The organism is Phnomibacter ginsenosidimutans, assembly GCF_009740285.1.
Classification (GTDB): domain Bacteria; phylum Bacteroidota; class Bacteroidia; order Chitinophagales; family Chitinophagaceae; genus Phnomibacter; species Phnomibacter ginsenosidimutans.
In genome coordinates, this window is sequence record NZ_CP046566.1 from 2,715,764 (window position 1) to 2,738,915 (window position 23,152).

Sequence of the window (23,152 nt, forward strand, 5' to 3'; positions counted from 1 at the left end):
ACTTCTACCCACCACCTGAAAGAACCGTATGAGAAAAACAGCTTTCCTCCTGTTGCTGTCGGCCCTGTTGTACCAAAGCGGCCGTGCCCAGCAAGCAGCCATCGACAGCATACTGAAAGTACTGCCCAAGCAACAAGATTCTACTTTGTGCATGAGTTACAACGAGCTCACCTGGCTGTACCGTGCCAGCGATAAACAAGCCGCCATTGCATATGGCGAAAAAGCCGTGGCATTGGCCAAACAAATCAAGTTTCCCAAGGGCGAAGCACAGGCCTACAACGACCTCGGCATTATTCAACTCGACTTGCAAAACATGACGCTGGCCAAGCAATTGTTTCGGCAGAGCATGGCCATTCGTACCCAACTGAAAGACGACAAAGGCCTGGCAGGTTTGCATTTGAAAATGGGTATTGTCTACAACAAAGAAGCCCATTACGATTCGGCGTTGGATGCAGGCTTGAAAGCATTGGCATTGTATGAAAAACTGAAAGACGATTATGGCATAGCCACTGCGCTAAACAATGTGGGCAGTGCCAACAATCATGTAGGCAATATTGAAAGTGCATTGGATTATCACCGCAGGGCATTGGCCATTCGGGAGAAAATAAACGATGTGCCGGGCATGGGTGCCAGCTATGTAAATGTGGGTAACGCTTATGTATTGCTGTCGCAGTTCGACACCGCTATTCCTTACCTCATAAAAGCAGAAGAGTACACCCGTGCTACCAATAGCTGGGAGTATCTGGCGAGTGCCCTCAACAACCTCGGTATTTGTTATCTCTACAAAAAAGAATACGCAACAGCCAAACCCTACGCCGAAGAAGCATACGACATCCGCAAGCAGTTGGGCGATATTCGTTCGCAGGCCATTTCGGCCAATGTGTGTGGCCGCATACTGCACGGACTGGGCCAGCATACCCAAGCAGAAGCCTTGCTCACAGAGGCTTTGCAAGCAGCGGACACGTTGGAAAGTTCACTCACAGAAAAAATGCGTTTGCATGAAGCATTGGCCATGGCCTATGAAGGACAAGGCAAATGGAAACAAGCTTTGGCTTCGGAAAGAACCCGCATTCAGCTAATGGACTCGCTGAAAGTAACCGACATGAATGCCCGGTTCAGCGAAATGGAAACCCAATATCAAACCCTGCGCAAAGAGCAACAGATTACAGAGCAACAATATGAACTCAGCCGCAAAAACTGGATGATAGCTATTGCTGCTGCAGTATTGGTGTTGGGCTCATTGCTGGCCTATAGTTACTACCGCAGATTTAAGCTGAAGCAACAGCAACAACTGCAGGCCGAAGTAATGCGTCAACAGGAGCTGGCAACCAAAGCGGTGATGGAAGCAGAAGAAAATGAACGCAAACGCATCGCTACCGAACTGCACGATGGTGTGGGCCAAATGATGAGTGCAGCCCGCATGAACCTGAGTGCTTTTGAAAATGATTTGCCGCAGCAGGATGCGGATGCCCGTGCCCGCTTCGACCGTATCATTAGTCTTGTAGATGAAAGCTGTAAAGAAGTACGCAGCGTAAGCCACAACATGATGCCGAACGCCTTGCTGAAAAAAGGACTGGCAGCCGCCGTGAGAGAATTTGTCGACAAAATTGACAACCGCATATTGAAAGTGGCCCTACATGCCGAAGGCCTGAACGAACGGCTGGATGCCAACACCGAATCGATGGTGTACCGGGTGGTGCAAGAGTGCATCAACAACGTCATCAAACACAGTGGTGCCAACCAGCTCGATCTCTCCCTCATCAATGACAATGACGGGCTGAGCATTACCATTGAAGATAATGGCCGCGGCTTTGATGCCAGCCACCAGAGCGAAGGCATTGGCCTCAAAAACATTCGTAGCCGGGTGGCGTATTTAAAAGGTGAAGTAGAATGGGACAGCCGCCCCGGACATGGAACCGCTGTTACCATTTTTGTACCTCAGGCTGGTGTCGAAAAATAAAATACATTGCCATGCGAAAAATGGGGAAGCCAATCAACATATTCATTGTAGACGATCACCAGATTGTCATCGACGGTTTGCGTTCGTTGCTCACCGGTGTGGATGACTTCAATATTGTAGGCTACACCACCACGCCTACCGAAGCCGTGGCAGCCATGGCCCAATTGCAACCCGATATTTTACTGACCGATGTAATGATGCCCGGCATGACCGGCCAGCAATTGAGCAAGCAGGTGCGGGCCCGTTTTCCGCACATGAAAATACTGGCGCTAAGCATGAGTGGCCAGGGCGACATTGTAGATGAAATGATCAACGATGCCGACATCAATGGCTATGTGCTCAAGAATATTGGCAAAGAAGAATTGCAAAAAGCCATTCTGAAAATTGCAGCCGGCGGCATTTATTTCAGCGAGGAAGTGCTGAAAGAACTGGAGAAACAAAGCCACATAAAAAAGGAAACAGAAGAGGCACAACTAACTCAACGGGAAATAGAAATTGTACGCTTGATAGAAAAAGAAATGGGCAACAAAGAAATTGCCGAAGCCCTCTTTATTTCTGAACGCACAGTAGAAACGCACCGCAAAAACATCTTCCGCAAAACCCAAACCAACAGTGTGATTGGCTTGGTGAAGTATGCTTACGAGCATAAATTAATATAGGCACCACATTGCTGCAGTGCCTATACTTATGCTTTCGTCAATCTGTAGTCGTTACTTTTTCAAGTTGGCAAACATATCCGCCGTCATGGCTGCCAAATCGTATTCAGGCTTCCAGCCCCAATCTCTGGTGGCTACTGAATCATCAATACTTTGTGGCCAGCTGTCCGCAATGGTTTGCCGATAGTCGGGCTTGTACGACATGGTAAAACCATCAATGTGTTTGGCAACTTCAGCACCGATTTCTTTGGGTGAAAAACTCATGCCGCTCAGGTTGTACGAATGCCGCACGTTGATTTTTTCTGCCGGAGCTTCCATGAGTTCAATAGTACCTCTGATGGCATCGGGCATGTACATCATGGGCAGGTAGGTGTCCTCTTTTAAAAAGCAATCGTAATGCTTGTGCTCTAGAGCTTCATGAAAAATTTCTACGGCATAATCGGTAGTGCCGCCACCCGGTGCACTCTTGTAGCTGATGAGGCCGGGATAGCGGATGCTACGCACATCTACACCGTAGCGTTGGAAATAATAATCGCACCAAAACTCGCCGGCATACTTGCTGATGCCATACACTGTGGTTGGTTCTATAATGGTTTGCTGCGGGCAGTTTTGCCGGGGCGATGTAGGGCCAAACACCGCGATGGAAGAAGGCCAGTACACTTTGTGCAATTTTTCTTCCCGTGCAATGTCGAGCACATTGAGCAGGCCCTGCATGTTTAAATGCCAGGCCAGTCCGGGATTTTTTTCACCTGTGGCACTCAGGATGGCTGCCAGCAAATAAATCTGTGTAATACCTTGGCGAATCACCTGCACATGCAGCATTTCTTTGTTCATTACATCCAACGCCACATAAGGGCCGGTACCTTCCAGCAGTGGGTTTTGCTCCCGCAAATCGCTGGCAATGACGTTGGCGTTACCGTAAATATTGCGCAGGGCCAACGTGAGTTCAACCCCAATTTGGCCAGAGGCCCCTATCACTAAAATTTTCTCTTTCGACATAGCAGGCAAGCTATTGGTGAATAAATAATTGCGGGCAAAAGTACTGCCTTCGGCGCATGGCTTTTACAAACAAAAGTGAATGGAATGTAAATGCGTTTTTCTGCAAGTAGCATACCCGGTAGCTTACATGGAGTGGCCGCTTATCTTTGTCGCATGGAAAATTTTTTGCAGCAGCTGTTTGCACAGCAATCCTACAAGTCAAATAATTTCTTTTTGATAGCCGGCCCCTGCGTGGTGGAAAGTGAAGATCTGGTAATGGAAGTGGCAGAAACCGTGAGTGGCATTTGCAAAAAACTAGAGATACCCTACGTATTTAAAGCCAGCTACCGCAAAGCCAACCGTACCAGTGCCAGCAGTTTTACTGGTTTGGGCGATGAAGTGGGCTTGGGCCTCATTAAAAAAGTGGGCGACAAATACCAACTGCCTACCACCAGCGATGTGCATGCTCACGATGAATGTGCAGAAGCAGCCAAGTACATCGACATTTTACAAATACCCGCATTCTTGTGCCGCCAAACAGATTTGCTGTTGGCCGCCGCCGATACCGGCAAAATTGTAAACGTGAAGAAAGGGCAATTCCTCAGCGGTCCTTCTATGAAGTTTGCCGTGGAAAAAATCCGTCAGGCGGGAAATGACAAAATCATGCTCACCGAAAGAGGTACCACTTTTGGTTACCAGGATTTGGTGGTAGACTACCGCAATATTCCCTGGATGAAAGAACACGGCACTCCAGTAATAATGGATTGTACGCACAGCCTGCAGCAGCCCAACCAAACCAGCGGCGTTACCGGAGGCAATCCTCAACTGATTGGTACAGTAGCCAAAGCAGCCATTGCCACAGGAGCCAATGGTTTATTTATAGAAACCCACCCCAACCCTGCCATGGCCAAAAGTGATGGTGCCAATATGCTTCGGCTTGATTTGCTGGAGCCTTTGCTGTATCAATTGGTGGAGCTCAGAATGACTATTGCAAAACTGGAAAGCATGTCTTAATTTGTAGGAGCTACGCCATTGGAAAGAAATTATTGCACAAAGTGCTGATAAACGGTGAGGTTATACCACAATTTCGGTACAGATGTGTATATGTTTAAGGGTAGCATAAAAGTGTTTTTGTCATTTTTACACTTCCTAAAACATACGCCCTTACTAATGCGTGTCCGCATCTCATTCATCACCTTGTTTTTTGTATTCGCTTGTAGCGTTGACACACTGTTTGCACAAAACTATGGATCAGGCAATGTGATTCTGGTTCGGGTTGGTACGGGCCTTGATGCATTGTCTAACACAGGCTCTCCCGTTTTTTTGGATGAATACACGCCAACTGGTACGATTGTTAGTCAAACCACCATTCCTACCACTGCTAACGGAAGCCAGCAAATTTTGATTTTGGGTGGCACCTCTACTACAGAGGGCATGATTACCCGTTCGCTAGATGGCCACTACCTGGTGTTGGCCGGCTATAACAGGCCATTGGGCGGTGTGGGTTCGCTATCCTCTACAACATCAGCCAGCGTAGCCAGAAGTATAGCCCGTATCGACGCATCAAAGAATATCGACCTCACCACAGCACTTACCGATTTTGCATCTGCAGGCAGCCCTAGAAGTGCTGTAACATCAGATGGCACCAAGTTTTGGAGTGCTGGTGGCACCAATGGAATTCGCTATTTTACCTTGGGCAGCACCACTTCAACACAAATTAGTACAACCATCACCAATGCCCGTGTGGTGGGAGTTGCAGATAACCGCTTGTTTGTGAGCAGTGCCACTTCTACTTACCGCTTGGGTCAAATGGGTACTGGCTTGCCGGAAACAGCAGGACAAACTTTGGTTAACCTGCCGGGCTATCCTTCAGCAAGTGGCAGTCCATATCAATTTGTATTCTTCGATTTGAATGCCAGTGAACCCGGACCAGATGTATTATATGTGGCAGATGATTTGTCAGGCATTCAGAAGTATTCATTGGTAGCAGGTACCTGGACAGCGAACGGCATAGTTGGCGCCGATGCAGATGACTACCGAGGTCTTACCGGATACAAAAATCCGGCAGATAACTCAATTGTATTGTTTGCTACCCGCAAAGGTGGTTCCGGTGGTACTGGCGGTGGTGAGTTGGTAACTTTAACGGATAATTCCGGATACAATGCAGCCATTGGTTCGCTTACTCCTACTTTGCTTGCCACTGCAGCACTCAATCAGGCGTATCGTGGCGTTGCCATGGCACCAGAAGCCATTTCATTGCCGGTAGATGTATTGTCTTTCACTGCCAGCAAAACCAGCCGGGCACATGTTTTGGCCTGGACTACGGCTCAGGAAAACAACATCAGCCGTTATGTAGTTGAAAGAAGCCAAAACGGACAACAGTTTACTGCTTTGCAAGCCTTGGCTGCTAAAGGCAATCAGTTGTACAACGCCTATCAAATCGATGATGTAAGGCCATTGGCTGGAAATAATTTCTACCGGCTCCGCATAGAAGAAAAGGACGGCACCGTTCGCTATAGCAAATTGGTTCGCTTACAGGCGGCCAACAATACAGCAGGTTTTGCTGTTTGGCCTAACCCAGTGCAACGTGGGGCCGGCATTACCGTACAGCATCCTGTAGCAAAAACAAAAGCAACCATCAGCATTTATACTTTGGAAGGTAAAATGCTGTTGCAATACCCTGTACCTGCAGAAGCCATGCAAACCAGCCTCAATAGCCAGTTACTGGTAGCCGGATTGTATCGGTTGGTATACAACAACGGCACACAACAAACCGCAACTCAAATTAGTGTCCAATAGGGTTTTTCAGATCAAAAGAAAGCCTCCCTTCGGGGAGGTTTTTCTTGTTTAGGGCCTACCCAAAACTTGCTGTAAACAACAAGCGTCGCACCAAATGGTACGACGCTTGCATGATTATTCTACTATTACAATTACTTTCTGTGGCTGTGTACAAACAAGCTGTGAATGCTCTTGTTTTCGAAGGCGTTGCGAATGGCTACTGCAAACAAATCGGCCACACTAATGGCTTTGATTTTATCGGGTGCACCTTCTTTTAATGGAATGGTATCACACACAATCAGTTCTTCCATTACGCTGTTGGCAATATTGCTGAACGCATTGCCACTCAACACAGGATGCGTACAAAATGCACGTACAGACTTAGCCCCTTTTTCTTTGAGTAATGCCGCTGCCTTTGCCAAGGTACCCCCGGTGTCGCAGATGTCATCAATCAAAATAATGTCTTTGTCCATTACATCGCCAATCACCGTCATGCTGGCAATTTCGTTAGCCCGTTTGCGGTGCTTATCGCAAATCACCATTTCGGCGTTGAAGTAGCTGGCCACTTCCCGTACACGGTTGGTGCTACCAACGTCGGGTGCAGCAAAAGTGAGGTTCTCCAAACCCAGTTTTTCGATGTACGGAATGAACACTGCAGAAGAATCGAGGTGGTCTACTGGAATATCAAAGTAACCCTGAATTTGAGGTGCATGCAGGTCCATAGTAATCACCCGGTCGGCACCTGCAGCGGTAATCATATTGGCGACCAGCTTGCTGCCGATGGCTACCCGTGGACGGTCTTTCCTGTCTTGACGGGCATAGCCGTAGTAAGGAATCACCGCAATCACTTTGTAAGCCGATGCACGGCGGGCCGCATCAATCATCAGCAACAGCTCCAGCAGGTTGTCGGCGGGGGCATAAGTGCCCTGCACCAAAAACACATAATCGCCACGGATGCTTTCTAAAAATTCGATGCCAATTTCGCCATCGCTAAACCGTGTTGCGTTCACGGCTCCTAATTCAATGCCGAAATTTTTGGCTATTTTTTCAGCTAAGTACTTCGAACCAGTACCTGAAAAAATTCGTGCCTGAAGGCTCATAACGTAGGTAAATTTATTATCCTTGGAAAAGATGAAAGAGAAATACTAACGGCTGCGAAGATAAGTGCATCGTATAGGCATCCCCACATAACCATATGGAAAATTTCAACAAACCACACACACCCATCAAACAATGGGCGACCGATGATAAACCCCGTGAAAAAATGCTGGCCCGTGGCGCCGATGCACTCAGTGCCACAGAACTCTTGGCCATTCTTATCAACAATGGTACCCGCAGCAAAAGTGCCATCGACCTGGCGAGAGAACTGCTGCTACTCGGCAGCAATAGCCTGAGCAGCCTGGCCAAAATGAGCCTGAAAGATTTACAGAAAGTAAAAGGTGTTGGGCCTGCCAAAGCCGTGGCCATTAAAGCTGCACTTCAATTGGGCATTTTATTGGAAGAAGAGGCATTGAACCAGCTGCCGGTGCTTCGCTCCAGCAAAGACATTGCGGTGTATCTGCGAAAACGCCTACAGCACGAATCGAGAGAATCGTTTATTGTGGTGTACCTCAACAAGGCCAACCGGGTGCTGGCTACCGAAGTGGTGAGTACCGGCGGCGTGACCGGCACCATTGCCGATCCGAAAATCATCTTCAAACGGGCTTTGGAATTGCAGGCTTCTCACCTCATTTTATCGCACAACCATCCCAGTGGCAACCTGCGGCCCAGCGAAGCCGACCGTAAGTTGACTGATAAAATAAAGCAGGCCGCCCGACTGATTGACATGGAAGTGATTGACCACATCATCGTTAGCGATCAGGGCTATTACAGCTTTGCCGATTCGGGGGATATGATATGAAGGCTAAAGGCGGAAAGCTGAGGGCCAAAAGCTGATAGTAACTTATGCTTGGGCAGCGGGACCACCAAAGTTCATGGGCACTTCAATTTGCTCCAGGTCCTGGATGTCACCATTGGCGTCTTCAAAGCGGCTGATGTTTTCGGCCAGTGCTTTCATGAAACGCTTGGCATGTTGCGGCGTCATAATGATGCGGCTTTTCACCTTGCTTTTAGGTGTACCGGGCATCACATTTACAAAGTCGATCACAAACTCTGCATGACTATGGGTAATAATGGCCAGATTGGCGTACTGACCTTCAGCTATTTCTTCAGTAATTTCTATGTTCAGTTGATTGGGATTCTCGTTGCTCATGATGTTCGATTATGCTGCAAACCTAAGGCATAGCTGCAGATGTGAAGTGATACAATTACAAACTGATCAACACCTGAAAGCGGACATCTGTTTTGTGGTTGCCCAAAATTTCATCGTTGCCACTACCCACCGTGGTTCGGTCGGTGTACCAGGTGCGGGCCAGTCGAAACCAAGCCGTGACCGATTTGCTGATATCGTAGTTGATATTGAAATAACCCCGGTACCCTTTGTCGTAAAAGGGCGGAATGGAAAAACTATACAGCACATCATTTTCAAAAGCGTACAAACGACTATTGTAATCGTCGGTTTCAAAATATTGCAACCTGAAATTGAGCGACAGCGGTTGCATCATGGGCTTGTACAGCATGTCGGCAAACACTAAAAAACCTTCTTCGGCCTGTGCGCCTTTACGGTCGTACCACACCATTTCGGTACGGGCCCGCAGCGTTACAGCCGGCGACACTTTCAGCACCGCATGTGTACGCCAGTTTTGGCGGGCCACATCTTGGGTGAGTGCCGTGGGCAAATTGGTATTGCTGTAGTTGATGGCTTTGGTTTCGCTGCGGTAGCGGGTGTAGACTTCCACTTGTTTGTTGGGCTTCCAGGTAAACTGTACCACATAGTCCTTCCCTTTCGAAGGCCGGTCTACCCGAAACTTCAGCCAGGGAAAACTGTACAAATCGGCATAGGCATCTATGCGAATGGTACGCAGCGGCCGCAGCGATGCCCCGAAAAACATCCCCCGTTCATTGATTGGCGTGGTGCTTTCGGTAAATGCATTGGCATACAAACTGTGATAATTACGGTCAATGTTGCGCACCTGCAACGACAGGTCTAAGCGAGGATCAACACTGGTGAGCAACCCTGCCACATACGCCTTGCCGCCACCAGGGTTCATGGCGTATTCGCCAAAGGCATGCACATTACGCCAGGTGTAGGCAAACTCTGCACTCATGCCGGTGAGTTTATCGCCACCGAAAGCAAACTGGTTGTAAGGTTCATCCTGCTTTTGCAATGGCTTGCTCAACTGGTAGTGAATACCATTGGCAGCCAGCATCAGCTGTTTGTTTTTGTATTGCAATCTTCCGCCCGTAGCTGTTTGCGTAATGTTGTAGCGGTCATTCAACTCATTTTCTGTTCGGTGAAAGCCGCTGGTTAAAATACTGCTGATGTAATCTTCAAAATTGGCAGAATCAACCACTGCATTAGCCGATACTTTTCGGCGGGAAGCAAACACACTCAGCTGCAGTTTTTCTTTACCCACGGTGATGGCGGCACCCCGCATAAAATTGACTTCGCCGGGGCTGTTGTACGGCCTAAAGGTTTCGGCCTGCCGTTTGATGTTCATTACATCCACACTCTTGCGAAAAGCCAAGGATTGATAGACTAACAAACCCTGCCCAAGGTTAACTGTAAAATCGCCCAAGGCCAGTTGTTTTACCACACCCACATTGCGTACAAACAAGTGCATGCTGTAAAAATCGAAACCGTTTTTCTGAGCTCCTTTAAAGAATTGTTCGCCGGGATCCTTCTCTCCCAATATGCCATATTGCAATTGGTTTTTGTACACGTATTTGTAGCGAAACAACAGCCGCTGCTGGCTACCCAAATACGTTGGCGGCATTGTGTCTTTTGGTAAAAACCCTTTACTCTTTTCCAAGGTTTGCCCCACCCGAAACAAGATATAATGATTGCCTTCCGTGAAGCGTTTGCGAAAGTTTTGCAATAAGTTTTCTGCCGGGCCAACGCTGATGTATGGCCGGATGCGGGCAATGGTTTCCAAATCCCAACCGGGCACGGATTGCAGTTCGTATACACTCAGCAGCAACCCATTGAGCCGGCGGTATTGCAAAAAGGTTTGTATCTGCAATTCGCTCAAAAAACGGAATACCTGCAAGTCGGCTTCCTGCGCCGTATTCATGTTGAGCGGGTTGCGGCTGTATTGCTGAATTTGTTGCAGGTAAGAATCGTCTTCGGTTTCCGTTTCATCCGCTTCGGCCAGGTTTTCCAACTGTTGCTCCACCGTAGTTTGTTGCACTACCTGTGCCTGCACATGCAAGAGCAGCATACAACCTACTATGAGCAACCAGCAACGTTTCATACACTATAACGCTTTCGGATTGATGGCGCTTTCGGCCGATTTGTTTTTACCAAATTTTGCCAGCAACAAAATGCCGGGGCTCCAGCCCAACTGTTGGTGATAGCTGCCTGAAATATCGATGCGAAAAGCGGGCAACTGAAAACCGACTGCAGCAAAGTAGTTGGACGTTTGCGTAGCTACCCCGCCCCGCACAAAAAACTGAGGCAGAAATGCATAATGAATAGCCGCCTGCACATCCACCGGTTGGTTTTCTTCTTTGATAATTTCTACACCGGTAAACAATTTATCCGACACATCAATACCGGCACCCATGCTGTAGCGGCTGGGGATGCGTTCTTGTTCGTCTTTGCTCCACGCTGCTCGTATGGGGTTGTAGGCATTCACCCCAATATGTACCCGGTTGGCAAGGTGAAACAGCATGCCCACACTACCGGTGAGGGCATTGGCATTGCCATAGATGCCTGATTGGCTGAGTTGCAGGTAGTGAAATGAGGCACCGATATCCACCGACTTGGTAATTCTTCTGCCATAGCTCAGCGACAGCTGCGATTGGTTTTGCTGCGCAAAGCCAAAGTAGGAAGCATGCACCCCAAAATTGCCGGAGCCGGTGTTGAGTCCTACAGCGCCATTGAACAGATTCAATTCTTGCAGCATAAAACGCCGCTCTGCATACGCCCCCGCCGACGATTGTGGCAATGCTGCCAAAGCCGCAGGGTTTACACGGCTCGAAAAGATATCGGCCTGCTTATCGCTGTAGGCAAATACGCCCAAATACCGGGCTGAGGCCGGCAGGGCAATGGATTGAGCATGTACAGTTTTTCCCAGGGTTAGCAGGAACAGGGCGAAAAAAATCTCACACACAGTTGTTTACCCGTGAAAATAGGTATTAATGATTGATTGCTATGGATTACCAAAATGTAAACAGCCGCCAGCCCATTTCCCAAAGGCCGCAGGCAGTTCCTTATCTTTGCGGCATGCAATTATTGGATGGAAAAGTAGCCTCGGCTGCTATCAAGGAAAAAGTAAAATCATTGGTAGCCGAACGGCTGCAACAGGGCAAAAAAGCACCGCATCTGGCGGCCATTTTGGTAGGTACCGATGGTGCCAGCGAAACCTACGTAGCCAGCAAGGTAAAAACCTGCGAAGAGTTGGGCTTTGCTTCAACGCTCATCAGAATGGACAGCGACACAACCGAAGCCGCTTTACTGGAGCAGATAGAAGCCCTCAATGCCAACGATGATGTGGACGGCATTTTGGTACAACTGCCACTACCCAAACACATTTCCGAAGCCAAAGTGATTGAAACCATCCACCCCAACAAAGACGTAGACGGATTTCACCCCGTAAGTGTAGGCCGGCTGGTGCAAGGCCTGGAAAGTTTTATTCCGGCCACGCCATACGGCATCACGCTTATGCTGGAGCAATACAACATACCTACCAGCGGCAAGCATGCCGTTGTCATTGGCCGCAGCAATATTGTGGGTCGCCCTATGAGCATTTTGCTGAGCAGCCAGCACCCCTATGGCAACTGCACCGTTACCGTTTGCCACAGCAAAACCGCCAACCTGAAAGAACTGACTTTGCAGGCCGACATCATTGTAGCAGCACTGGGCAGGCCCGGCTTCCTCACCGGCGATATGGTAAAGGAAGGAGCTGTCATCATCGACGTGGGCATTACCCGTGTGCCCGATGCCAGCAAAAAGAAAGGTTTTGCCATTAAGGGTGATGTAGACTTTGACAGCGTGGCCCCCAAGAGCAGTTGGATTACACCCGTACCCGGTGGCGTAGGTCTCATGACCATTGGTGCCCTCATGATGAACACACTGGCTGCCTCCGATCGTCGTTAATTTTTAGTGCCTGTTTCATTCAGGGATTTCCAAAGCAAATACGTTGAACCAACAATACTTGAATCAAACAGCTACACTTCCCGTAATGGAAGCCTTTTACACCCTGCAGGGCGAAGGCTACCATACTGGCAGGGCAGCCTATTTTATTCGCCTGGGCGGCTGCGATGTAGGCTGCGTATGGTGCGATGTAAAGGACAGCTGGGATGCCAGCAAACATCCACAACAATCCATAACCGACATTGTAAGTGCTGCCGCTTCCTTTCCCGGACGCATGGCGGTGATTACCGGCGGCGAACCGCTCATGCACAACCTCGATGCACTAACCGCGGCTTTGCATGAAGCCGGCTTCAGCATCAACATCGAAACCTCTGGCTCATCGCCACTCAGCGGCCAGGTCGACTGGATTTGTGTTTCGCCCAAAAAGTTTAAAGCGCCCCTGCCCGAAGTACTGGCCGCAGCCCACGAACTGAAAGTGGTGGTGTTTAATAAAACTGATTTTGACTGGGCTGAAAAACACGCCGCCATGGTGCCTGCGCATTGCAAATTGTATTTACAACCCGAGTGGGAAAAACGCAACGAAATGACGCCGCTGATTGTTGAGTACATTCAGCAGCATCCGCAGTGGCAACTGAGTTTACAAACACATAAATACATTGGGGTACCGTGAGGAAGTGGGTTGGTTAATTGGGTGATTAGTTGATTGGTTAATTAGTTAATTAGGGAATGGGGGACTGAAAACTGCACATTAAGGAGCATAGGAACGCAACAACAAAACAGCTATGTACGAACACGATAGTATAAAACCATTTGAAGGCAAAGAAGGCAGCAAGAAAGAGCAGGTAGCAGATATGTTCAACCAGATTGCTCACCGCTACGATTTTCTCAACCGCTTTTTGAGTGCAGGTATTGATGTCGGCTGGCGCAAAAAAGCCATCAAACAATTGGCTGGCCTGCAACCTGCTACCCTGCTGGATGTAGCCACGGGCACTGCCGATGTGGCGCTGATGGCCAAAAACATGTTGCCCAGTTTGCAGCAGGTTACCGGCATCGACATTAGTGATGGCATGCTCGAATTGGGTCGTAAAAAAATTGCTGACCGCCAGTTGAGCAACAGCATACAGCTGTTCAATGGCGACAGCGAGGCAATAAATTTTCCTGATGCATCGTTTGATGCCATTACGGTAGCTTTCGGGGTACGCAATTTTGCCCATTTGGAAAAAGGCCTCAGCGAAATGCTGCGGGTGCTGAAGCCGGGTGGCAAAGTGGTGATACTCGAATTTAGTAAGCCCAGCTTGCCCGGTGTGAAAGGATTGTACAACCTGTACACAAAAACGGTTGCACCCGGTGCAGGTGGTTTCATTGCCGGCAACAAAGCCGCTTACAAATACCTGAATGATAGCATTCAGGCATTTCCCGAAGGCAACCAATTTGTAGAGATCATGAAAAAATGCGGTTATGTAAGCACTTACAAAAAACCGCTGAGCTTAGGAATATGTACTATTTATTGCGGAAGCAAGTCCTGATTGTTGTAGCCGGCTTACTAGCCCTGAGTACTGTGCAGGCACAAAATTTGAAAACCCTGCACCGGCTCGAACGGGAGAATGATCCGTTTTATTTTGGCCTGAGTCTAGGGTACGCTTCTTCGTACCTGCACCCCAGCAAGCACGCAATATTTTTGCAAAACGACAGCATCCTGACAGCCGAACCCAACCGCAGTCCGGGCTACTCACTGCGTTTGATAGCGACAGCCCGCCTCAGCAAACGTTTTGAAGTACGGGCCAATCCCGGCCTCATTCTCGGCCTCGACCGCTCTTTTACGTACACATTAGGCAGCCGCCAGTTGTTCGAAGAACCGGTTCAAACCAAAATCATTCAAAGCAATATTGCTACGTTTCCGTTTCACCTCAAGTTCAACTCCGACCGCATCAACAATTTTAAAGTGTATGTGCTGGCCGGTGTGAAATACGATATTGATTTGGCCAGCAATGCCAAAACCAGAAATGCGGATGATTTGGTAAAACTGAAAAAGAATGATTTTGGTGCTGAAGTAGGTATCGGCTTCAATTTTTACCTGCCCTTTGTAACGGTTTCGCCGGAAATAAAATTCAGCAACGGCCTCAGCAATATTCATGCAAGAGATGCTGCGCTGAAATATTCCAGCGTGTTTGATCAATTGCGTTCCCGCATGGTCTTCTTCACTATACATTTGGAGCAATAATTCATTTGCTCAACGCTCTACTATGAAATTCTGGATGGCCTTACTGCTCTGCAGTAGTAATTCTGTTTGTATGTCGCAGGAAAATGTTGTCATCCAGCGCAACACCTACAGCATGATGGTAGATGCGAACTTGGATATCGATTCGACAGGTGCATCAAATACTGATTTGATTGTACGCTTTCCGTTAAAATCTGTGGCCGACAGATTTAGTGAAAACATCAATGTGATGATTGACTCTGTCAGTGGTCGGGGTCTTAGTTTAAAAGAATATGTACGTGCATCTGCCATATATATGAAAAGCAGATTCAGCGACATTATCATGAACGAAAGCAAAGAATTAAAGTCGCCAAACGGTCAACATTATATTGAACTAGTTTATACTGCCTCTCTCAACAAATTCGAACTTCAGTTTGAGCAACGCTATATCCAAACAACCAACGCTGTCATTGTGATTACATTTACAGCAGAGCAAAATCAATTCAACAATTACAAGGAAAAGGCTAGGAAAATATTGGATTCAATTAAGCTGAACGAAAATCCAAAATTTTTAACTTTAGAGGAATGAAATGGTTTAACACTGTACCTCTGAGAAGAGAGTTTCGAATCATTTAAATCAAGTTCCACCCTTGCAAATGGCCTACTGCAAGCTGCACATTCTTCTTCTGATTTGCCTTAAGCTTTCTGCCTTCCGCCTTCATTAAAATCATACTCTCTCCGGAACATATTCCACCGGATACCAATGCCAGCAACAATAGTTGTTTGTTTGGCTTGTACATCGGTGTCAAAAATGCGGCACATCAGGTTGGCATCGAGAAAAAGAATTCTTTCAACCGAGTTTGATCAATTGCATTCTCGAATGGTCTTCTTCACCCTACATTTGGAGCAATAATTCATTGCTCAAATTTTTTCCTATGAAATTTTGGATGGCTTTGCTGCTGTGCAGCGTAACGGCAGTTGTTGCAGCCCAGGAAACAATCACCATCAAGCGGTCAACTTATGGCATTGCTGTAGACAAATCTATGCGCATAGATACTGCCGGCACCTCTATGGCAGACTTTATCGCTTTCTTTCCCTTGCAATCAGAAACCGACAAGTTTGGTGAAAACCTGAATGTGGTAATGGAACCCACCAATGGTGTGGATGTAACGCTGGAAGAATATGTTCGTATGTCGCTTGAGCAACTGAAACAGTATTTTGGTGATATAGCTATTGTTGAAAACAAAACCGTATCAACTACTAAAGGACAGCCATACCATAAGCTCGTATATACAGCCAGCATGAACGGTTTCTTGCTGCAATTTGAACAACGTTACATCAGCACTGCCGACTACACATATGTACTCACATTTACAGCAGAGCAAAGCCAATTCAATGCTTACAAAGAAAAAGCGGGTAAAATATTGGGGTCTTTTAAGCTGCATTAATTGATACCCAAATCATCTACTAATTTGGCTTCCGGCGCAAGCTCTTCTTTTGAGCAGCCAATTTTATCCATCAAAATCGTATAAACGATTTCTGTAACTGCCTGTTGATTGATGCCATGCGATTGTATGAGCATGCCGCTATTCAATTGAATTATATCCTGTACAAACAGGCGTATACTTTTTGCAGGAATACAAGTTTTAAAAGTTGTTATCAATACGTTCAACACAAGCATGAAAAGAATTACACCAATGCCTGTGTAATACCAACTTTGATACTTACTGTCATCACTAAAAATCCAAATAGCTAACAGCGCTGCATTGAAAAGTAGCGTAGCCAAAACTGCATACCGAAACCAAGATTTGTATGGGTTTGGCAATTGTAATGCGGGCAATTCAAATCTCGTTGTTGCTTTCAATTGCTCATAAGCAAGTCTCCTGCCCGCTTTTGGCATCAGTGCATTGAGATCCGTTTCCAATGAAATATGAGCTTCAGAAAAAAGCTGTTCTTTCAATGCTTTGCGCAACCTGAAGAATACAATTTGGTGCAAGCAGCCGTCAACAGATTGATGCTGCAATTTGCTTTGAACGACTTGTAACAAATCTCCAACAGTAATGATTTTTTCAGCTTCTGCATCTGGAATAGCAATCCCGAAGGTTTGCTCAATTTCCATGATAATTTCTACAGAATCCAATCCCATTAAGCAGGTGTGTTTGGTACTTTGTTGATAAAGAATGTCCCTCCCTTCTACCCTTTGCCTTCAGCGTTCTGCATTCAGCCTTCGTCAATAATCATATTCTCTCCGGAACATATTCCAGCGGATACCTATGCCAGCAACAGTTGTGGTTTGTTTGGCTTGTACATCGGTATCAAAAATGCGGTACATCAGGTTGGCATCGAGAAACAAATTTTCTTTCAACTCGTAAGATGCGGTAAAGGAACCAAGTACGCCTTTGCTGCCAATGCCACTCAGCATGGGATAATTACCCTCCCGCAAACGGCTACCACCAGCTGTGCTCAATGTGTTTAACCTGTTTACATTGCTGCCGAAGCTATAACCGGCACTATCGAGGCCTTGCTGCCAGTAGCTGGCCCTTGCTTGCAGGTACAATTTGCGCAGTGGTTGATAGCGAACAATGCCCACCACTTCACGAAGATTGGCCCCCATCGGATGCGCCAGCGGCTGACGATAGTTGCTGTACGCTGTTACACTGTCGCCGCCGCTATAAGTAAATGGACGGATTTGATTGCACTCCAATTGCAAGTCGAGATTGCTGATGCCCAATACATCTACATATTTGCCACCGAGTTGAAAAGCATGGCGGTTGCCCCACCAGTCGCTGCCGGTTTTGCCATCGCTACCATCCAGGTTGTCAAACAAATACTGGCCGTACAGCTGTACTTTTTTCAGCACATTGGCTTTGAAGTCAAGGCCCACGTTGGCATTGTTCTCGCCATCTTTTCTTCCCACCAATGTATTGAGCAAAATAACCGGTTGTAAATACGATGCTTTGAAAGCATTTTTCTCACCAAACACCATGCTTTCAAATACCCCCACATTCAACCACGGAAGCACATTTACGCTAAGGTGATGCGTGGCCATATATTTGCGGTCGTACAGGCGGTCGGTGCGCAATTGCTGTGCGGGAAAGACTTCTGAAAAAAGATTGGTGTAATTGAATTTGCCGATGCGTGTATTGAATTTCAGGAACAATGAAGGCGGTGCAACATTGCTGAGCAACAAACTGCGGTAGCCATTGCCAATAAACTGTTGGTCGTAGCCAAACTGCATGTTAATGTAACGGCTTACATTCCAGCTTACACTGCCTCTTGCATCGAAATAATCCACGCCCCTGTTGGTTTTGAAGTACTTCCAATAACCTGCACCAGGTACAGCTCCCATTGTATCTACAAAACGACGAAACTGCAACGGCCCCTGCTCCTGATTGTCTGTCAGGAAAAAATGAAAGCCGATTTTTTGTGCAATCAAGCCACGGGCTATCACGCCCTTGCTGTTTACAAACACCCGCTTATCAAAATCGGTTTCAACGCTCTGCTGTTGATTGATAGCAGGATTGATAGACAAGTAAAAATCTTTGTTACTTACCTCAATCATATTGCCTTTGGTGGGCCACAAAAAACCTAAGAACGGCTGCTTACTTTTCCATGAAGGCATATCGGCTGTTGTGTATCGGCTTGTACTCACTGTTGTTAGCCTGAAAACGGTCTAGATTGTATTGATCTACCGCAGACAGTTGCCATGGATTTTGATTTTGCAGCAGCAGTTGCCGCACAGAATCGGCCACTGCCACATAAGCCTTTCGCATGTATGGTTTTACTGTGCTCAGGTTCAGCGCATTGTTGGTGCCGGCCTTTATTTCCATGCGGTCGAGCAGCCAACCTTCTTTTGCCCACAATGGCACATAAGTAGTTTGCGCAACTGCGTTGGTCGTTATCAGAATCAATAATGCAGCCCAAATATTTCGCAACATATGCAGAGGTTTCAACGGCGTTAATAATCGTAATCTTTTCTAAACATATTCCAACGCAATCCAATGGTGAGCAGCGTTGTGTTCAGCTTGTCTTTGTTGGTTTCTTTGTAGCTGCGGTACTGCGCCTGTGCTTCTACAAACAGGTTTTCTTTCAGCTCATAGCTGGCAGTGATGGCAGCATTCAAACCTGTGGCCGGCATGCCGGTAAATAAGGGATAATTATCGCTGCGCAAACGCAAACCACCCTGCCCGGTAGAACTGTATAACGTATTTGGATTGTAGCCAAAGTTGTAACCGGCACTATCGAGGCCTTGCTTCCAATAATTTACCCTGGCAAAAAAGTACAACTTGTTGGTAGGCTGATAACGAACAATACCAATGAACTCCCGCAGGTTGGCTCCCATCGGATGCGCCAGCGGTTGATTGTAATGCGCATACGACCCTGTCGTATCTCTGAACTGATACATGAACGGCCGTATCTGGTTCATTTCTGCCTGCACATCCAAATTGTTGATGCCAAACGCATCAACATATTTGGCCCCCAGCTGAAAGCCCTGCTTATTGCCCCACCAGTTGCGTTTGTTGCCAATCACTTCATCTTTTACAAATTCATCCAGCATTAACTGTCCGTAGAGTTGTGCTTTCTTAGCCACGTTGGCCTTGAAATCAAAACCAATGTTTGCATTATCGGGGCTACCATTTTGCTGCTCTATGCTGCGGTAAAAAATAACCGGTAGCATGTAGGCAAAATCATAACGGTTGGGCCGCCCAAAAATGATGGATTCAAAAAAGCCAATATTCAACCACTTGGTAGCATTCAAACTCAGGTGGTGCATGGCGGCATACTTTTTATTCATGCGGTCGTTGCTGGCCTCAAACGGAGTAGGCGACAATTGCATGAACAGGTTGGTATAGTTGAGCTTCCATATGCGGGTATTCAGTTTTACAAACAACGATTGTCCGCTGAAGTCACTCAGCATTAAACTACGGTAACCATTGCCAATGAAATTTCTATCATAGCCCAGCTGTACATTGATGTATTTCGTTACGTTGGTAGCCAGGCTGCCCCGAAAATCGAAATAGCTGTAAGCATTGTTGCCGCTGGCTACATTGTAGCGGCCTGCACCAGGCACAGCGTTGTTGGTAGCCACAAAACGACGAAACTGTATCGGGCCATTTTCATTGTTGGCCGTGGCCTGAAAATGAAACGCCACTTTATTGCCAATCAATCCACGACCACTGGCACCAAACGCCCGAAAGTGAATGGATTCATCGTAATCTTTTTCCATGCTTTGCTGCACACTAATAGCAGGATTAATGCTCATGTAAAACCCTTTTTGATTTACCTCCAGCATATTGCCGGGTGTTTCAAAAAAGCCTTTACCCAAAGGCTTCTTACTCTTCCAAGCAGTGGCAGGATAAGATGAATACTCGCTGCTGTTGGCTTGCAGCCGGTTGAGATTGTACAGGTCAACTGCACTAAAACCCGCGGCTTGCGCATCCAGTTGTAAACGGATAGAATCCGCTACCCGAACATACGTGCCCCGCATCAGCGGCTTCACCGTACCCAGGTTCAAATCGTTGTTGCGCTGCAGTTTTATTTCCAGTCTTTCAAGCGTCCAGTTCTCTTTCGACCACAACGGGAAATACGTGGTTTGTGCAGAAGCATACAATGTTGCGAACAGAAGCACAGCAACAAGCAGGGAATTCCTAATTTGCATGCAGTTGTATTAGAATGAATGAATAAACAAAGTATGCAAAATTACCTCATCAAAAACGCCTGCATCGTCAACGAAGGCCGCACATTTTTCTCAGACCTGTTAATAAAAAACGGACGCATTGAGAAAATAGCGCCACAAATCAACTGCACAGAAGCGGTGGTGGAAATAAATGCCGAAGGCCTGCACCTGTTGCCCGGTGCCATTGATGACCAGGTGCATTTTCGGGAACCCGGTCTTACGCACAAGGCCAATATTTTCACCGAAAGCCGTGCAGCCGTAGCCGGTGGTGTGACCAGTTTTATGGAAATGCCCAACACCGTGCCCAATGCACTCACACATGAGCTGCTGGAAGACAAATACCAGATTGCTGCTCAATCGTCGCTGGCCAATTATTCATTCTTCATGGGCACCAGCAACAGCAATGCCGATGAAGTGTTGAAAACCAACGACCGCAAAAAAGATGTGTGCGGCATCAAAATATTCATGGGTGCTTCTACCGGCAACATGCTGGTAGACAACTATCTGACATTGGATAAAATTTTCAGAGAAGCAGAAGTATTAATTGCCACGCATTGCGAAGATGAAAAAGTCATCAAACGCAACCTGCATGCTTTGCAGGGTGTGGAGTTGACGCCGCAGCATCACCCCGTCATCCGTGATGTAGAAGCCTGTTTTGAAAGTAGTTTTTCTGCCATTCAGCTGGCCAAAAAACACAACACCCGACTGCACATTTTACACATCAGCACGGCCCGTGAGTTGCAGCTGTTTACCAATATGCTGCCGCTCAGCGAAAAGCGCATCACCAGTGAAGTGTGTGTGCATCACCTCCATTTTACCGCCGACGATTATGACCGTCTCGGCTATCAAATCAAATGCAACCCGGCTATCAAATCTGCCGATAACAAAGCGGCATTGTGGGAAGCCTTGAACGATGACCGCCTGGATGTAATTGCCACCGACCATGCGCCGCATTTGCTCAGCGAAAAAGAACCACCCTATGCTCATGCACATGCAGGCCTGCCGCTGGTGCAGCACTCTGTGCTCATGATGATGAAGTATGTGCAGGAAGGCCGCATCAGCATCGAAAAAGTGGTGCAGAAAATGAGCCACAACGTGGCCGACATGTTCGACATTGATCAACGGGGTTATATCCGCGAAGGCTACTATGCCGATTTGGTATTGGTAAACCTGCAGCAAAGCACCACCGTAAGCAAGGAAAATATTTTGTACAAATGTGGCTGGAGCCCGCTGGAAGGCGAAACATTGCCCGCCAGTATTAGCCACACTTTTGTAAATGGCCACTTGGCGTATGCAAATGGAGAACTCAATGCATCTCAGTTGGGTATGCGACTGCGCTTTAACCGTTAACTTGTTGGCTGCTTACCTACCCTGCTTATGAATATTGATCAGACATCGCTGCGAGACCTTGCCATTTTTCATGCTGAAGAAGAGCAATCGGTTTTCAACACCCTCAACTTTACGCAAACCTCCGGCGGGGCACAATGGTTGGCCTATTTGCTCAATCATCCTTTTAGTGATGTGAAGCCGATTCAGGAAACACAGGACCTGCTGAAACTGATGCTGCAAAACCAGGACAAATGGCCCAGCGGTATCACTAATGGTACCATCATGGTGCTCGATAAATTTTATCAATCACAGATTGATAAAATTCCTTTCCCCACCAATGCGGCCAATGCTTTGTTGTACAAACTCATTCACGGTCCCGACTATGCCATCATTCGCTACTCGGTTGGTCATGCCATTGATTTTTTGCAAGGCATGCAGCAGTTCATTGGCATGTTTGATGCACAAAAAACACCAGCCCTGTTGAGTGGCATGCTCAGCCGCATCCAACTCATGATGGCCCGTGAAGAAATCAAAGCGCTTATAGCTGTAACCAACAAACAACAATTGAGTGCCGTGCAACACCTGCATTATGGCTACTACCTGTTGTATCATTTCAAAAACCAAATCAATGATTTGATTGATATGCATGGCCGTCTGGAAGCCTATCTCTCATTGGCCAAAGCCATACAGGTTCATCAACTCACTTTCCCCGATATTCAACCAGCGCCTGCGCCTTCTATCACTGCGAAAGGACTGCGTCATATTTTGCTCGAACATCCTACCGCTTACGATTTGGAATTGAATCAGGAAACGAATTTCATTTTCCTGACCGGTGCCAACATGGCTGGTAAAAGTACCTTCATCAAAGCGGTAGGTGTGGCGGCTTACTTGGCACATATTGGCATGGCAGTTCCTGCTACACAAATGCAGCTGTCGATATTCGATGGTATCCTCAGCAATATTCAGGTGAGTGACAATATTGTAAAAGGCGAAAGCTATTTCTTCAATGAAGTGCAACGCATCAAAAACACCATTACCCGCATCAACGACAACAGCAAGTGGCTGGTGCTGATTGATGAATTGTTCAAGGGCACCAACGTGCAGGATGCCATGCGTTGCAGCACTACCGTAATCAAAGGTCTGCTCAAAATCAAGAACTCTTTGTTTGTGCTCAGCACACACTTGTACGAAATTGGTGATGAACTACGCCCCTATCCCAACATTGCTTTCCGCTATTTCGAAACACAGGTAACGGACGAAGAATTAAAGTTCAGCTACCAACTCAAAGAAGGCATCAGTAACGACCGCCTCGGCTACCTCATTCTCAAACGGGAAGGTGTGGTGGAGATGATTGAGCGGTTGTAAGTCTTTCACAAAAAAC

Annotated in this window: 22 protein-coding genes; 13 read left to right on the top strand and 9 right to left on the bottom strand. The window is 47.2% G+C overall.

Features of this window, described 5'->3' with window-relative positions; translation table 11 throughout:
* Window positions 1–28: 28 nt before the first annotated feature.
* Both GLV81_RS11765 and GLV81_RS11770 read left to right on the top strand, forming a co-directional pair.
* Window positions 29–1,960 (top strand): tetratricopeptide repeat-containing sensor histidine kinase, encoded by a 1,932-nt coding sequence (locus GLV81_RS11765; protein WP_157479036.1) that lies wholly within the window; start codon window positions 29–31, stop codon window positions 1,958–1,960.
* Window positions 1,961–1,971: 11 nt separating this feature from the next.
* On the top strand, window positions 1,972–2,619 hold the full coding sequence (locus tag GLV81_RS11770; protein ID WP_197428262.1) for a response regulator: 648 nt from the start codon (window positions 1,972–1,974) through the stop codon (window positions 2,617–2,619).
* A gap of 51 nt (window positions 2,620–2,670) precedes the next feature.
* Here the strand turns inward: GLV81_RS11770 and GLV81_RS11775 are convergent, their stop codons facing one another.
* Window positions 2,671–3,615 (bottom strand): NAD-dependent epimerase/dehydratase family protein, encoded by a 945-nt coding sequence (locus GLV81_RS11775; RefSeq protein WP_157479038.1) that lies wholly within the window; start codon window positions 3,613–3,615, stop codon window positions 2,671–2,673.
* Window positions 3,616–3,768: 153 nt separating this feature from the next.
* Here GLV81_RS11775 and kdsA point away from each other — a divergent pair, with 153 nt between their 5' ends.
* Window positions 3,769–4,608: a 3-deoxy-8-phosphooctulonate synthase gene (gene kdsA, locus GLV81_RS11780; protein ID WP_157479039.1), complete on the top strand. Its 840-nt coding sequence runs from the start codon at window positions 3,769–3,771 to the stop codon at window positions 4,606–4,608.
* Window positions 4,609–4,764: 156 nt separating this feature from the next.
* A complete protein-coding gene (locus tag GLV81_RS11785; RefSeq protein ID WP_197428263.1) occupies window positions 4,765–6,393 on the top strand; it encodes a T9SS type A sorting domain-containing protein in 1,629 nt (542 codons plus the stop codon).
* Window positions 6,394–6,524: 131 nt separating this feature from the next.
* Here the strand turns inward: GLV81_RS11785 and GLV81_RS11790 are convergent, their stop codons facing one another.
* Complete coding sequence (locus tag GLV81_RS11790; protein WP_157479041.1) at window positions 6,525–7,472, bottom strand: ribose-phosphate diphosphokinase; 948 nt, start codon at window positions 7,470–7,472, stop codon at window positions 6,525–6,527.
* A gap of 95 nt (window positions 7,473–7,567) precedes the next feature.
* On the opposite strand from GLV81_RS11790, the gene radC reads away from it, so the two are divergent.
* Window positions 7,568–8,272, top strand: coding sequence for a RadC family protein (gene radC, locus GLV81_RS11795; protein ID WP_157479042.1), 705 nt, complete (start codon window positions 7,568–7,570; stop codon window positions 8,270–8,272).
* A 42-nt stretch (window positions 8,273–8,314) separates the two neighbouring features.
* Here the strand turns inward: radC and GLV81_RS11800 are convergent, their stop codons facing one another.
* The 3 genes from GLV81_RS11800 to GLV81_RS11810 are packed head-to-tail and all read right to left on the bottom strand — an operon-like array spanning window position 8,315 to window position 11,585.
* Complete coding sequence (locus GLV81_RS11800; protein WP_157479043.1) at window positions 8,315–8,623, bottom strand: DUF3467 domain-containing protein; 309 nt, start codon at window positions 8,621–8,623, stop codon at window positions 8,315–8,317.
* Window positions 8,624–8,678: 55 nt separating this feature from the next.
* Window positions 8,679–10,724 (bottom strand): ComEA family DNA-binding protein, encoded by a 2,046-nt coding sequence (locus GLV81_RS11805; protein ID WP_157479044.1) that lies wholly within the window; start codon window positions 10,722–10,724, stop codon window positions 8,679–8,681.
* A gap of 3 nt (window positions 10,725–10,727) precedes the next feature.
* Window positions 10,728–11,585 carry a hypothetical protein gene (locus tag GLV81_RS11810; protein ID WP_157479045.1) on the bottom strand — a complete coding sequence of 286 codons (858 nt, stop codon included), beginning with the start codon at window positions 11,583–11,585 and terminating at the stop codon, window positions 10,728–10,730.
* A gap of 41 nt (window positions 11,586–11,626) precedes the next feature.
* Here GLV81_RS11810 and GLV81_RS11815 point away from each other — a divergent pair, with 41 nt between their 5' ends.
* The 6 genes from GLV81_RS11815 to GLV81_RS11840 all read left to right on the top strand — a co-directional run bounded on the left by GLV81_RS11815 (window position 11,627) and on the right by GLV81_RS11840 (window position 16,213).
* Window positions 11,627–12,571, top strand: coding sequence for a bifunctional 5,10-methylenetetrahydrofolate dehydrogenase/5,10-methenyltetrahydrofolate cyclohydrolase (locus GLV81_RS11815; protein WP_343030568.1), 945 nt, complete (start codon window positions 11,627–11,629; stop codon window positions 12,569–12,571).
* Between the two features lie 58 nt (window positions 12,572–12,629).
* A complete protein-coding gene (locus GLV81_RS11820; RefSeq protein WP_246185961.1) occupies window positions 12,630–13,238 on the top strand; it encodes a 7-carboxy-7-deazaguanine synthase QueE in 609 nt (202 codons plus the stop codon).
* Between the two features lie 112 nt (window positions 13,239–13,350).
* Window positions 13,351–14,094, top strand: a complete 744-nt coding sequence (ubiE, locus tag GLV81_RS11825) for a bifunctional demethylmenaquinone methyltransferase/2-methoxy-6-polyprenyl-1,4-benzoquinol methylase UbiE (RefSeq protein WP_157479046.1) — start codon at window positions 13,351–13,353, stop codon at window positions 14,092–14,094.
* Entirely contained in the window at window positions 14,076–14,789 is a 714-nt protein-coding gene (porT, locus tag GLV81_RS11830; RefSeq protein WP_197428264.1) for a type IX secretion/gliding motility protein PorT/SprT, read from the top strand. The genes ubiE and porT overlap by 19 nt, the downstream gene beginning before the upstream one ends.
* Before the next feature lie 22 nt (window positions 14,790–14,811).
* Window positions 14,812–15,354: a hypothetical protein gene (locus GLV81_RS11835; protein WP_157479048.1), complete on the top strand. Its 543-nt coding sequence runs from the start codon at window positions 14,812–14,814 to the stop codon at window positions 15,352–15,354.
* 346 nt (window positions 15,355–15,700) lie between these two features.
* Window positions 15,701–16,213, top strand: a complete 513-nt coding sequence (locus GLV81_RS11840; protein ID WP_157479049.1) for a hypothetical protein — start codon at window positions 15,701–15,703, stop codon at window positions 16,211–16,213.
* Here the strand turns inward: GLV81_RS11840 and GLV81_RS11845 are convergent.
* The 4 genes from GLV81_RS11845 to GLV81_RS11860 form a co-directional block, all read right to left on the bottom strand.
* Complete coding sequence (locus tag GLV81_RS11845) at window positions 16,210–16,911, bottom strand: acyl carrier protein (RefSeq protein ID WP_157479050.1); 702 nt, start codon at window positions 16,909–16,911, stop codon at window positions 16,210–16,212. The genes GLV81_RS11840 and GLV81_RS11845 overlap by 4 nt on opposite strands.
* 84 nt (window positions 16,912–16,995) lie before the next feature.
* Window positions 16,996–18,387, bottom strand: coding sequence for a hypothetical protein (locus tag GLV81_RS11850; RefSeq protein ID WP_157479051.1), 1,392 nt, complete (start codon window positions 18,385–18,387; stop codon window positions 16,996–16,998).
* On the bottom strand, window positions 18,368–18,703 hold the full coding sequence (locus GLV81_RS11855; RefSeq protein ID WP_157479052.1) for a hypothetical protein: 336 nt from the start codon (window positions 18,701–18,703) through the stop codon (window positions 18,368–18,370). The genes GLV81_RS11850 and GLV81_RS11855 overlap by 20 nt, the downstream gene beginning before the upstream one ends.
* A gap of 20 nt (window positions 18,704–18,723) precedes the next feature.
* A complete protein-coding gene (locus tag GLV81_RS11860) occupies window positions 18,724–20,394 on the bottom strand; it encodes a capsule assembly Wzi family protein (protein WP_157479053.1) in 1,671 nt (556 codons plus the stop codon).
* 63 nt (window positions 20,395–20,457) lie between these two features.
* Between GLV81_RS11860 and GLV81_RS11865 the strand changes: the two genes are divergently transcribed.
* Together GLV81_RS11865 and GLV81_RS11870 are read left to right on the top strand one after the other, a co-directional pair.
* Window positions 20,458–21,792: a dihydroorotase gene (locus GLV81_RS11865; protein ID WP_157479054.1), complete on the top strand. Its 1,335-nt coding sequence runs from the start codon at window positions 20,458–20,460 to the stop codon at window positions 21,790–21,792.
* 27 nt (window positions 21,793–21,819) lie between these two features.
* Window positions 21,820–23,136, top strand: a complete 1,317-nt coding sequence (locus GLV81_RS11870; protein ID WP_157479055.1) for a MutS-related protein — start codon at window positions 21,820–21,822, stop codon at window positions 23,134–23,136.
* Window positions 23,137–23,152: the final 16 nt, after the last annotated feature.